This window comes from Streptococcus mitis, from assembly GCF_002096755.1.
Taxonomy (GTDB): Bacteria; Bacillota; Bacilli; order Lactobacillales; family Streptococcaceae; genus Streptococcus; species Streptococcus mitis_AC.
Map to the genome: position 1 here is coordinate 1 of NZ_NCVF01000020.1, position 12,926 is coordinate 12,926.

At 38.2% G+C, this 12,926-nt stretch carries 11 protein-coding genes; 8 read left to right on the plus strand and 3 right to left on the minus strand.

Annotated features, from left to right (window positions below; translation table 11 throughout):
- Nucleotides 1-281: 281 nt before the first annotated feature.
- The 6 genes from B7700_RS02820 (at nucleotide 282) to B7700_RS02850 (ending at nucleotide 7,033) form a co-directional block, all read left to right on the plus strand.
- Nucleotides 282-1,958: a site-specific DNA-methyltransferase gene (locus B7700_RS02820; RefSeq protein WP_084887253.1), complete on the plus strand. Its 1,677-nt coding sequence runs from the start codon at nucleotides 282-284 to the stop codon at nucleotides 1,956-1,958.
- Between the two features lie 63 nt (nucleotides 1,959-2,021).
- A complete protein-coding gene (locus tag B7700_RS02825) occupies nucleotides 2,022-2,447 on the plus strand; it encodes a hypothetical protein (RefSeq protein ID WP_142358597.1) in 426 nt (141 codons plus the stop codon).
- Nucleotides 2,448-2,510: 63 nt separating this feature from the next.
- Nucleotides 2,511-5,582 (plus strand): type III restriction-modification system endonuclease, encoded by a 3,072-nt coding sequence (locus B7700_RS02830; protein WP_084886989.1) that lies wholly within the window; start codon nucleotides 2,511-2,513, stop codon nucleotides 5,580-5,582.
- Nucleotides 5,583-5,595: 13 nt separating this feature from the next.
- On the plus strand, nucleotides 5,596-6,048 hold the full coding sequence (locus tag B7700_RS02835; protein WP_084886991.1) for a CFI-box-CTERM domain-containing protein: 453 nt from the start codon (nucleotides 5,596-5,598) through the stop codon (nucleotides 6,046-6,048).
- A gap of 291 nt (nucleotides 6,049-6,339) precedes the next feature.
- Nucleotides 6,340-6,648 (plus strand): hypothetical protein, encoded by a 309-nt coding sequence (locus tag B7700_RS02845; protein WP_000661403.1) that lies wholly within the window; start codon nucleotides 6,340-6,342, stop codon nucleotides 6,646-6,648.
- Between the two features lie 64 nt (nucleotides 6,649-6,712).
- Complete coding sequence (locus B7700_RS02850; protein ID WP_084886994.1) at nucleotides 6,713-7,033, plus strand: hypothetical protein; 321 nt, start codon at nucleotides 6,713-6,715, stop codon at nucleotides 7,031-7,033.
- 92 nt (nucleotides 7,034-7,125) lie between these two features.
- On the opposite strand, the gene B7700_RS02855 is transcribed toward B7700_RS02850, so the two are convergent.
- Complete coding sequence (locus B7700_RS02855) at nucleotides 7,126-8,409, minus strand: uracil-xanthine permease family protein (RefSeq protein WP_192855652.1); 1,284 nt, start codon at nucleotides 8,407-8,409, stop codon at nucleotides 7,126-7,128.
- A gap of 252 nt (nucleotides 8,410-8,661) precedes the next feature.
- A complete protein-coding gene (rsmG, locus tag B7700_RS02860; protein ID WP_084886999.1) occupies nucleotides 8,662-9,375 on the minus strand; it encodes a 16S rRNA (guanine(527)-N(7))-methyltransferase RsmG in 714 nt (237 codons plus the stop codon).
- A gap of 93 nt (nucleotides 9,376-9,468) precedes the next feature.
- Between rsmG and B7700_RS02865 the strand changes: the two genes are divergently transcribed.
- Both B7700_RS02865 and htpX read left to right on the plus strand, forming a co-directional pair.
- Complete coding sequence (locus B7700_RS02865) at nucleotides 9,469-10,029, plus strand: LemA family protein (protein WP_084887001.1); 561 nt, start codon at nucleotides 9,469-9,471, stop codon at nucleotides 10,027-10,029.
- 1 nt (nucleotide 10,030) lies between these two features.
- Nucleotides 10,031-10,930 (plus strand): zinc metalloprotease HtpX, encoded by a 900-nt coding sequence (gene htpX, locus B7700_RS02870; RefSeq protein WP_084887003.1) that lies wholly within the window; start codon nucleotides 10,031-10,033, stop codon nucleotides 10,928-10,930.
- A gap of 149 nt (nucleotides 10,931-11,079) precedes the next feature.
- Here htpX and B7700_RS02875 read toward each other — a convergent pair whose 3' ends face one another.
- Complete coding sequence (locus B7700_RS02875) at nucleotides 11,080-12,639, minus strand: ATP-binding cassette domain-containing protein (RefSeq protein WP_084887005.1); 1,560 nt, start codon at nucleotides 12,637-12,639, stop codon at nucleotides 11,080-11,082.
- Nucleotides 12,640-12,926: the final 287 nt, after the last annotated feature.

Sequence of the window (12,926 nt, forward strand, 5' to 3'; positions counted from 1 at the left end):
CAGCACAGCACAGCACAGCACAGCACAGCACAGCACAGCACAGCACAGCACAGCACAGCACAGCACAGCACAGCACAGCACAGCACAGCACAGCACAGCAAACAGGTGAAAACTCTGGACTTGAGAAATTAACTCTCACTTCAAAAGATGTTTTTACAGATAATATTTCAAAAATTGGTCAACTTTTTCCTGAAGTTCTGACGGAAAAGAGGGATGAATACGGCAAATTACGTCCTGCTATTGACTTTGAGAAACTTAAACAGTTTTTGTCAGAGGAAATTGTGGATGGTCGAGAATCCTATGAGTTTACTTGGGTTGGAAAGCGTGAAGCTATTGCAGAAGCTGGGCGACCAACTACCAAAACCTTAAGACCAGATCTTGATGAAAGTGTTGACTTTGAAAACAGTGAAAATGTCTTTATTACTGGGGATAATTTAGAAGTCTTAAAAATCCTACAAGAATCCTATCTAGGAAAAATCGATATGATTTATATCGATCCACCCTATAATACAGGGAAAGACTTTGTATATTCTGATAAGTTCCAAAAAACAGATGAAGAACTGAAAGAAGATATGGAACTTTTGGATGAAGAAGGTCGCCAGGTAGTTGGGCTTACAAAAAACGAAAAGACTTCGGCCCGTTACCACTCAGACTGGCTCAATATGATGTATCCACGCATCCGTCTAGCGCGTAATCTCCTCAAGGATTCAGGTGTTATCTTTATCTCTATCGATGATAATGAACAAGCCAATTTGAAGGCTGTTTGTGATGAGATATTTGGGGAAGAGAATTTTGTAGCTTCGCTAGTTCATCAGAGGGCAAAAGGTGGTGGACAAGCAAAATATGTTGTAAAAGGTCACGATATTATTCATGTGTATGGAAAAAATATTAGTTTGGTTTCTCCTTTAATAAAACCTAAAGTTGTTCAGGGTAAAATTATCGAAAAAGATGGAATTCAATATTTAAAAAATGACGATATTTATCGAAAACAATTTGGAAAGTATGAAAAAGGTACAGAAAGAAGGCTATATTATGAAGATGCTCTTGAAATTAAAGGAAAAAAAACAAAAGATGAAATAGATTTTAAATTAAAATCGGGAGAAATATTCTTAGAAAAACGAGAAAATGGTAAACACATTATGTACAGTTTAACTCCTTTGTCTGAGGCTACATCAAAAGTTTATTCGATTATTAAAGTTCTTTCTGAGGAAGGTAAGGAGAGAATAGAGCAATTAGGTTTGAGTGAGATATTCTCATACCCTAAGCCAACGCAATTAATTAAACAGCTAGTCCAAACACAACAAAACAAAAATATAGCGATTATGGACTTCTTCGGTGGTTCTGGCACTACGGCAGACGCAGTTATGCAATTGAATGCGGAAGATGGTGGAAGTCGCAAGTTTATCTTGTGTACGTTGGATGAAGCAGTTGCTGAAAAATCTGCTGCTAAAGAAGCAGGTTATGAAACCATTGACCAAATTTCACGTGAGCGGATTCGTCGCGCTGCTGCAAAGATTCAGGAGGAGCATCCAGAGTTGGTTGGCAAGCAGGACTTTGGATTTAAGGCTTACAAACTAGATTCTTCTAATTTTAAGGATGTTTCAGCTCATCCTGGTCAATTTGTCCAAGCCGACTTGTTCGATAGTATATCCAATATCAAGGAAGGACGTACTGGCCTTGATTTACTTTTCCAAGTTATGCTGACATGGGGAATGGAATTGTCACTAGCCATTGACTTGGAGAAAGTAGCAGGAGCGGAAGTCTATGACGTAGATCAAGGTTCGCTCATGGCTTGTTTTGAAGATGAAATATCAGAAGAAGTAATCCGTCATATCGCTCAAGCACAACCACTTCGTGCTGTTTTCCGTGATAGTTCATTTGCCAATTCAGCAGATAAGATTAACGTAAGTGAAATATTCAAAGAATTATCACCTCATACCAAAGTGAAGGTGGTGTAGGCTATGTTCTATCAGCTGACAAATGATAATTGGATAAGTATCGGAGGGATTATAGTAGATTCGATGGCGATTATTGTTTCTATCAGTATTGCAATCTGGGTTACTAGACGTGCTTTTAAAGATAACTTAAAACAACATTTATTTGAAAAAAGGATGATATTGTATAGTGATTTTATTCTGCCTTTGGAGTACTTACTTGCAAATCATACAATTTCTAATCTAAAAAAGCAACATAAGGCAATTGATGAAATTATAACTAAATTATATTTTTTATCTAATAATGAAATACATAGTTTAGCCATAGAATTCATTAAAGAACTTGAAGATACTATAAAGAAAGTTGAAGTCGGAAAGATACAAGAAGATAATCAAAAACTTATTTCTATTTGTCGTGTACTTAGTGAAGCAATGAAGTGGGAAAAAGAGTATTTTAACGATATTACACCATCAAAAATGAAAGAAATTAAAAAGAAATACAATATGGCGTAACTATTAAATATAGTTATAGATGTGAAATAGTTTATGTGAATTTAATAAAAAGAATATAGAATTATGAAACTACAATTTAAAAAACAACAATTCCAGTTAGATGCGGTTAGTGCTATTGCAGATTTATTTCAAGGGCAAGCCAAAAATGCTGGAGTTAAGTATATGGCGGATCCAGGTCGTCTCAAGTCAGATGAGGTAGATTTGGTTTTAGATGCTTATCGAAATGCACCGATTCAATTGAGTCAAGCAAGTATACGAGAAAATGTTCATACTATGCAAACTCGTTATGGTTTACGTCCTTCTGATAAACTATCGATTGATATGATTGCTGGACGAGAAGCTTACAATTTTTCCATAGAGATGGAGACGGGAACAGGGAAGACCTACACGTATATCCGTACAATTATGGAGTTGAATAAACGGTATGGCTGGCTTAAATTTGTCATTGTCGTTCCAAGTGTAGCCATTCGTGAAGGAGTTCTCAAATCTCTACAGATCATGTCAAGTCACTTTCAGATGGAGTACGGCAAACAACCACGCTATTTTGTCTACGATTCTTCACGTTTAGGTGATTTGGATAGTTTTGCCAATTCGTCAGACCTTCAAATCATGGTCATCAACTCTCAAGCTTTCAATAAAAAAGAAAAAGATCTGATTCATTCAGAACGTGAGAACTTCCGTTGGCGTCGTCCAATTGATGTACTGGCAGCTATGAATCCGATTATGATTATTGATGAACCTCAGTCTGTTGAAGGGAAACAGACCAAGGAAAGACTAAAAGATTTCAAGCCATTGTTTACGCTACGTTATTCGGCTACCCACAAGGAAAAGCATGATATGGTTTATAGATTGGATGCCATGGATGCTTATAATCAAAAATTAGTGAAGAAGATTGCGGTTAAGGCTATTGAGCAAACTGGGACGACCGGGACACAAGGCTATCTATATCTACAAGAAATCATTCCACAAAAAACAGGAGCCCCCAAAGCAAAAGTTGAGTTTGAAGTAAAAACGCAGTCAGGTGTCAAACGGAAATTGAAGGTAGTAGATGAACCCTTTGATTTGTATGCTGAATCAGGGAGTTTATCTGCTTATAAAGGAATGACCCTTAGTCACTTTGATGCAAGAGAGAACAAACTTCAAGTTGGTGTGACGCAAGAACTTCATGTCGGTGAAGTGATAGGGGAAGTGGATGAGTCGAGCATCAGAAGAATTCAAATCCGAGAGACTATAAAAAGTCATATCGAAAAAGAAAGTAAACTGTACAATCGAAGAATTAAAGTATTATCATTATTTTTCATCGATGAAGTGGCCAAGTATAAGCAATATGATGAACATAATGATGCCTATAATGGTGAATACGCTCAGATTTTTGAAGAAGAATACCGAAATCAAGTAAACCAGTTTATCCGAACACAGGAACCAACTCCTTATCGTAGGTATTTGGAGGCTAATCTTGAAGGAAATTCAGTTCATGCTGGTTACTTTTCGGTAGATAAAGTGAAGAAGTCAGATAAGACCATTTTTGTGGACTATAAATCCGCCAGTGAAAAGAAGAACAATCTTTCAAATGACACTGATGCCTATGACTTGATTATGAAGGACAAGGAGCGTTTATTGAGCTTTGAAGAGCCGGTTCGTTTCCTCTTTTCTCACTCAGCTCTAAAAGAGGGATGGGATAACCCAAATGTCTTTCAAATCTGTACGCTGAAGCAATCTTCAGCAGAGACTCGTAAACGTCAAGAAATTGGTCGTGGTATGCGTTTGGCAGTTGATCAAAATGGAATTCGTCAGGATTTTGAACTCTTAGGAAATGATGTTCATGAAATCAATAAACTGACAGTAATTGCAAATGAAAGTTATGATCAATTTGCTCGAAGTCTACAAGAAGAAATCAAAGAACTCTTAGCAGATCGTCCTTCAAAAGTGGACGTTACTCTCTTTACAAATAAAGTTCTAACCAATCAAGAAGGACAAACAATACGTATTACCAAGGAACAAGCAGATTCGATTCACTTTGATTTAATTCGACAAGGCTATATAGACCGTGAAGGACAATTAACAACAGAATATTTTACTGCAAAAGAAAATCATCAGTTGAAACTGTCTGAGACATTAGCAGGTTATGAGGATAAGTTGGTAGAGATATTGGAGAGCGTTTATCATGCTGGACAGTATGAAATTGAAAATGCGAATAATGCGGTAATTCAATTCTCAAATGAGGTCAATCAAGAAAATATTGCCCGAAAAGAATTTTTAAATCTCTGGAAGCAAATCAATCGTAAGACGAGTTACCAAGTAGAGTTTGATGATGCGGAATTGGTAAAACATTCGGTTGACTATATCAATGAGAAATTAGTCGTCAGCAAACCAAGCTTTCATATAACTCAAGCAAGCGCTACTGAGATGAGTAAGGAAGAAGGTCTCCATCTGACAGTGGCTGAGAATGATCGTCAGCAAGAGTATCTAACTGGTTCGCAGATTATGACCAAATATGATTTGTTAGGGGAGGTTGCTGAGCAGACTGGTTTAACTCGTAAGTTGGTTGCGGAAATATTAAGTAAAATCTATGTCTACCAATTTGACAAGTTTAAACAGAATCCAGAAGAGTTTATTCTTAAGGTTTCGAAGCTCATTAATGAACAAAAAGCAAGTCAAATTATCAAGCATATTCAGTATAATGTGTTAAATGAAGAGTATGATATGGACTTGTTTTATGATAATCCTGAAACTGCTAACAGATCAGATGATCACTTACTTGAATCCAAAAAAGGAATTTACAATTTTGTAAAAGTTGATTCAAATACGGAGAAGACCTTTAAAGAATCGTTGGAACAATACGAGGATGTTCGTGTTTATGTGAAGTTACCAGGGAAGTTCAGTATTGCGACTCCACTTGGAAACTATAATCCTGATTGGGCAATCGCCTTCCGTGAAGGAAGTGTCAAGCATATCTATTTTGTTGCAGAAACGAAAGGCTCTATGTCTAGTCTTCAATTAAAACAAGCTGAGCAAGCAAAAATTGCATGTGCGCGTGCTCACTTTAAAGCGTTAGTTCAAGCTGGATCGATTAATGATCAGCACATCTATGATGTGGTTTCAAGTTACGAGGAATTATTAAATATTGTAAGATAGTGAGGAAAAAGAAATGGAATTTGTTGTATATCGTAAGGGAAGAGAAGTAGCTATTTTTCAACGTAGGAGTGATGCAGAGAGATATGTGCGCTCTAAAACTGGATTTTTCGGTGAACCAGATGCTTATTATCAAATTGAACAAAGAGGTTGTTATTTGACAGAAGCAGCGGTAACTTACAAGGGATTGGCAGATGACTGCGATGAATTGATGACTTTGAGAAAATTCAGGGATTCTTATCTAGCCTTGCAAGATGGTGGTCAGGAGGAAATTGAATCCTACTATAAGATGGCTCCTCAAATTGTTGCCAAGTTAGATGAACATCCAAATCGTGAGGAAATACTAGAGTCTATCTGGTCAGAACTTGTCTTACCTTGTGTTTCCTTGATTAATGCAGGAGAGAATCAAGCTTGCCATCAATTATATAAAACATATACACTAGAACTATCTCAAAAAGTGGTTCAATAAAACGATTAGAATATACAAAAAGAGTTCGGCTCCTCGCTAACTTGTATAGTGAAGAGGTCCCCCTATTCTATTTAGATCCCCAATACCAAAACAATCGTCTCAAGCTAATCGCAAACTCAACTTATATTGAAGATTTTGAGTGGTATGATGATGAGACAAAAGAAGCCAATTTCTCTAGATGGCTTGATGAAATGGTGGGGCTGCAAGGGGTTATTTTTACCCCTTGGGATTTAAGGAACTAAGAAAACTATATAAATAGTATCAACTAACACAAAAAGGAATAATAAAGAAATGAAAGAACTAAATTTTTTGAAATATGCAACTATTGTATTTATGCTTTTTATCTTCTTTTGGGTAAGCTTTGGTGGTTATATCTTAGGAACTCAAGGAAATAATGAAGTAGAAACAGAGCAACAGATAAATAAAAAGATAGAAGATAGTGGATTGAAAGCAGAAATGAAAGACGCTGAGATTTTGAGTAAGTTTTACAATGAAAAAGGCTATTTTATAGTAGTGTACAATGGTACTACAAAAGCCCCAGAAGTCTTCCAAGTTGATTTTTCTGAATGGGAGCTTATGAGTGTGGGTGAGCTGTATTAAAACGCTGTAGGAGGCTTGTGAGAGCCTTCTAGGGGGATGTTAGAAAGAGAGATAAAAAGATAACATGAAAAGAGATAATGGGGATTATAATTTGTTTAAATTTGTAGGGTTTGGGGCTGTAGTGTTTTGCTTATTTATTATTATAGGGTCAAGTTTTGTAACTGTTGGGTTAGATAGTAAAGAGCCTAAAATAGCACAAACAGAAAGCGCAGTAAGTCAAGAAGGCAAGTTACGTACTAATTTAAATGATGGTACAATTTTAGGTAAATTTTGGAATAGTGAAGGGCATTTTGTCGTAGTGTATGATGAGGAAACAAAAGTTGCTAAGATTTACCCAGTGAAGGAAAAGGAATGGGTTGAGTATAGAGTAGGGGAACTATATTAAACAGCGTTAGAGGGGATACACTCACTTCTAAGTATCAAAAAAATGAGCACTTCCGTAATTGGAAATGCTCGTTTTTTGATATGTTTAGACTTTTAGTCTTTATTTTCATATGGTAAAATCAAGTTCAAGATGATTCCTGTCATGGCTGATAGGGCAGTACCTGAAAGGGTAACTGGACCGAGTTTAAGGATAGCTCCTCCAAGTCCAAGGACCAACATAGCACTTGCGATGATTAGATTACGCATTTGAGCGAAATCAACACGTTCTTTGATCAAGACTTTCAAACCGTTGCTGGCGATAACTCCATAGAGAAGGATTGACATACCACCAAGTACAGCATTTGGAATGGTTGAAATCAAGGCAGTGAATTTACCAAGGAAGCTAAGGGCAATCGCGATGAAGGCAGCGTTACGGATAACTGAGACAGAAGCGATACGAGTCATACCGATAACCCCTGTATTTTCTCCGTAAGTTGTATTGGCTGGTCCACCAAGGAAGGCAGAAACAGAAGTTGCGATACCGTCACCAAGAAGAGTACGGTGAAGACCTGGTTCTTTCAAGAATTGACGGCCACAGATTTGACCCAAAACAGTATGGTCTCCGATGTGTTCAGAAATTGTTACGATAGCGATTGGCAAGATAGCGATGGTTTCTGGACCAAAGTAAAGATTGTATTCTTTAAAGGCACCACCAGTATTAAATGGCAAGTAGAAACCAGGAATTTCAAACCAGTTAGCTTTTAGAACTGGTGTAAAGTCAACCAAACCAAGAGTTAGTGCGAAGAGGTAACCACCGATAATGGCAAAGAGAAATGGAATGATTCGTAGGAAGCCTTTTCCTTTTGTATTGATAAAGGCAGCAATCAAGAAAGTAACAACTGCTACAAGAGCATTTTTCCAGTTTCCATCAGCTACAAGACCAGCATTGGTAACAGCTGAACCTGCAAGTCCAAGACCGATAACGATGATCATAGGTCCGATGATGATTGGTGGCAAGAGTTTATCAATCCATTTTGTACCTGCAAAACGAACACCAGCAGCGACAAGGACATAGACCAAACCAGTCAAGATAACCCCTGTTTGAGCAGCAGATACGTCACCACCCATTTCTTTCATAGCAAGTGACATTGCTGTGATAAAGGCGAATGATGATCCTAGATAAACTGGAACTCTAAAACCAGTTGAAATCATATAGATGAGTGTCCCAACACCTGAAGCAAAAAGGGCAACAGATACAGGCATTCCCAAAATCAAGGGTACCAAGATGGTCGCACCAAACATGGCGAAAACGTGTTGGAAACTAAGGAGAATTCCTTTTCCAGCCGAAGGACGTTGGTCAACGTCTAGTAACAAATCAACAGTTGATTCTTGTTTCATATAAACCTCACTTTTGGGCATCAAAAAAGAGCCCATTATTTTACAGCAATAGGCCCTCAGAGTAAGACTTCTCTAAAATCTAGACTTTAAAGAGTTTTAAGTATTTCTGCGTCTTCGTCACCTCACGGGATGACATTAAAAACCTTTGCTTAGGATAGTATAGCAGAAAAAAATGATTTTGTAAATCATTTTTTCCCGAGCCTAAAAATAAAAGAGCGAGGCTGACTTTGTAAATATTTTTTACTAAAAAATTTAAAGCGGGCGTTTGTTGGGCATGCCAGCCTTTCTTGGATATTTATTTGGCGTTTCTTTTTTCTTTTCTACCACTGTGATGTAGCGCGGATCTCCATTAGGTAGAGCGTAGCTGAGATTGTCTTCGATCTTACTGAAGAGGAGGTTGAGGGCATTCTTAGCTTCTAATAATTCCTCAGGCGCATTGCTGGCCTTGAGTGCCAATAGTTTTCCACCAACTTTAAGGTAAGGAATTGTCAATTCAGATAAAACCTGCATGCGGGCAACCGCACGAGCTGTTACAAAATTATATTGAGCACGGAAGTTTTTGTCTTGGGCAAAATCTTCGGCACGTCCATGGTAGAAATGAACATCGTCTAAATCCAGTTCTTGAGCCAACAGTTGGAGGAAGTTGATGCGCTTGTTGAGAGAATCAATGATGGTCACATCTAACTGAGGATAGAGGATTTTCATTGGTAGACTAGGAAATCCTGCCCCGGCCCCGATATCAAGCAGTTTGATAGTTTCATTTGGAATCAAGCCTTGCAGAATAGGTGCAATCGAATCGTAAAAATGTTTGAGATAAACTTCTTCCTTGTCCGTAATAGCTGTTAAATTAATCTTTTCATTCCATTCGACCAAGAGTTCAAAATAACGTTCAAATTGTTCTTTTTGCTGGTTCGAAAGTGGAAGATTTTGCTCAGCTAGTAAATCGTAAAATGTTTCTGGTTTCATAGTTATTTCCTTCTTTAGTATCATCTTATTTTACCACAATCATTAAAAATTTGATATACTGGTACTAATCTAAAAGCAGAAAGGACTTATATAATGACTTGGATTATTCTTGGAGTTATCGCTCTTGTTGTTATTTTTGTGATTCTTAGCTATAACGGTTTGGTTAAGAATCGTATGCAAACAAAGGAGGCTTGGAGTCAGATTGATGTTCAGTTGAAACGTCGAAATGACCTCTTGCCAAACTTGATTGAAACTGTAAAAGGTTATGCCAAATATGAAGGTTCTACCCTTGAAAAGGTAGCAGAACTGCGTAACCAAGTGGCAGCAGCAACTTCACCAGCAGAAGCTATGAAAGCTAGTGATGCCCTCACTCGTCAGGTTTCAGGTATTTTTGCAGTTGCAGAAAGCTATCCAGATTTGAAAGCTAGTGCAAACTTTGTTAAATTGCAAGAGGAGTTGACAAACACAGAAAATAAAATTTCTTACTCTCGTCAACTCTACAACAGTGTTGTCAGCAACTACAATGTAAAATTAGAAACTTTCCCAAGCAATATTATCGCTGGAATGTTTGGATTTAAAGCAGCAGATTTCCTTCAAACACCAGAAGAGGAAAAGGTAGTTCCTAAAGTTGATTTTAGCGGTTTAGGTGACTAAGATGTTGTTTGATCAAATTGCAAGCAATAAACGAAAAACCTGGATTTTGTTGCTGGTATTTTTCCTACTCTTAGCTCTTGTTGGCTATGCGGTTGGTTACCTCTTTATGCGATCTGGGCTTGGTGGTTTGATTATCGCACTGATTATTGGCTTTATCTATGCCTTGTCCATGATTTTTCAATCGACAGAGATTGTCATGTCCATGAACGGGGCGCGTGAGGTTGATGAGCAAACGGCACCAGACCTCTACCATGTAGTGGAAGATATGGCTATGGTGGCTCAGATTCCTATGCCTCGTGTTTTCATCATTGATGATCCAGCCTTAAATGCCTTTGCGACAGGTTCTAACCCTCAAAATGCGGCGGTTGCTGCGACGTCAGGTCTCCTAGCTATCATGAATCGTGAAGAACTAGAAGCTGTTATGGGACATGAAGTCAGTCATATTCGTAATTACGATATCCGCATTTCGACTATTGCTGTTGCCCTTGCTAGTGCTATCACCATGCTTTCTAGTATGGCAGGTCGTATGATGTGGTGGGGTGGATCAGGTCGCAGACGAAGTGACGATGACCGAGATGGAAATGGTCTTGAAATCATTATGCTAGTGGTCTCACTACTAGCTATTGTACTGGCACCTCTCGCTGCAACCTTGGTGCAACTAGCTATTTCTCGTCAGAGGGAATTTCTAGCTGATGCTTCCAGTGTCGAGTTGACTCGCAATCCTCAAGGGATGATTAATGCTCTACGTAAGTTGGATAATAGTAAACCCATGAGTCGTCCTGTTGATGATGCCAGCAGTGCACTTTATATCAATGATCCCAAGAAAGGTGGAGGGTTCCAAAAACTCTTTTATACCCACCCACCTATTTCAGAACGGATTGAACGTTTAAAACATATGTAAAATGAATGTTGGGAAAAAGTCTTTAAAATCTTAAAAACGCATAATATCAGGTGTGCAAAAACTTGATATTATGCGTTTTATTATGGAAGATTTACTTCGTTTTCTCCTAAAATTGTGTTTTTGCACCATCTATCTGCTATGTTGCAAATTTATAAATCGTCTAAATTAACTACCTCCAGACCGTGTTCTGTTAAGCGATAGATGATCGAGCAAACTTCTTTTAAGAAACGACGGTCATGCGAAACAGTGATGAGACCGCCTGGATAGGTGGCAAAGAGTTTTCTGATTTGGGGTTGAGAAGTGGGTGAAAAGTTTCGTGTGGGTTCATCCAGAAGGAGAAAGTTTGGTTTGCGCAAGACTAAATCCAAAAGCAGGAGTTTACCCTGTTGCCCGCCAGATAAGGAGCGAATTTGATGCTGCATTTCTGGATAACTGAAATTGAGACTAGCTAGATGAGATTGGATTTTCTGTAGTTCCTCTTTTTCTCCAGTTTTGCTGAGGTAGGCTATTGGTGATAAATCCAATTGCAGTTTTTTGTGGTAATCTTGTGGCATAAAACCAAGCGAAATTTCTCTTTTTGCGCTAAGCAGTTGTTGCAACTTGGCTAGCAGAGTCGATTTTCCAACACCATTTGGGCCGATGATACCGATTTTTTCTTGGCCATGGACAGTTAGTTGCAGTCCCTGAACCAAAACTCGGTCGCCAATGGACAAATTTTCTTTTTCCAATTGGATTAAGACTTTAGAAGCCGGTAATGGTTGGACATCTGAAAAGAAAAGTTTGATTTCTTCCTCTTCAAGTGGCTTTTGGGTCATGGCCTGAGCTTCCTTTTCAAAGCGTTTTTCTTGAGAGAGGACAGTTTTCATCTTTTTAGCCAATAGGCGACCGGCAGTACTGTCTTTAGTAGCTCTAAGCGCAGTTTCTACATTTTGCTTGACTCGTCGATGTTTTTCCATGGTTTTATCGTAGGCTCTTTGATCGTTAGCAGCTTGCTTGCTTTGTTTGGCAAAATTAGCCTTTCTCTGCTCACTATAGCGATCATAGTCTAAATGCTCTACTAGTGTTTCCGCTTCTTTACGGTGCTTGACCAGTCGCAAGTGAACAATAGTGTCTGCCGTTTCAGAAAGAAAGTCTTCATCATGGGAAATGAAAATAACGGTTTGCCTCATCTTCTGTATCTGTCTTTTTAGCCAATCAACCGTCTCAAGGTCTAGGTCATTTGAAGGTTCATCTAGAAATAGAATCTCAAAGGGTTTGGCTAACTCATGGATGAGCTGAATTTTCAAAGCTTCGCCTCCTGATAGACTGCCAATCTCTTGGTTGCTAGCGAAGCGATCGCCATCAAAATGCAATTCCTCAGCCAAACGATAGAGGATACTGTAGTCTAAATCAAGAGAATCTAAAAAGAAGTAGTCGTGTAGACTTTTCTTTTTCAGCTCCTCGGGAAGTTTTTGAGGAATATAGGCCAGTGACTGATAGTCAGACTGGATGTCTCCCTTGATAGTGAAATCAGACAAAGTTTCCCCCATTAAAGTTTTAAGTAAGGTTGATTTGCCATTTCCTTCCTCTCCAATAATAGCTACTTTTTCCCCGTCTTGGATGGTCATGTTTAAGTCTGAGACAAGATCTCGTAAATCTTTGTTTTGTGTGATGGTCAGATGATTGATTTTTATCATATTGTTGCCCTTTCTAGAATGTCGATAGTGCATAACAAAAAGCTCTACTTTATCTAGTAGAGCCAAAGTTTATGTCAAAAAACTCTATTAATACTCTTCGAAAATCTCTTCAAACCACGTCAGCGTCGCCTTACCGTAGATATATGTAACTGACTTCGTCAGTCTTATCTACAACCTCAAAGCAGTGCTTTGAGCAACCTGCGGCTAGCTTCCTAGTTTGCTCTTTGATTTTCATTGAGTATAAAATGCCAGAAAAAGAGCATAAAAGAGTACACAAAAAGAGACAAAAACAAGATCTACTAAATAAAGGTTCTTTATTT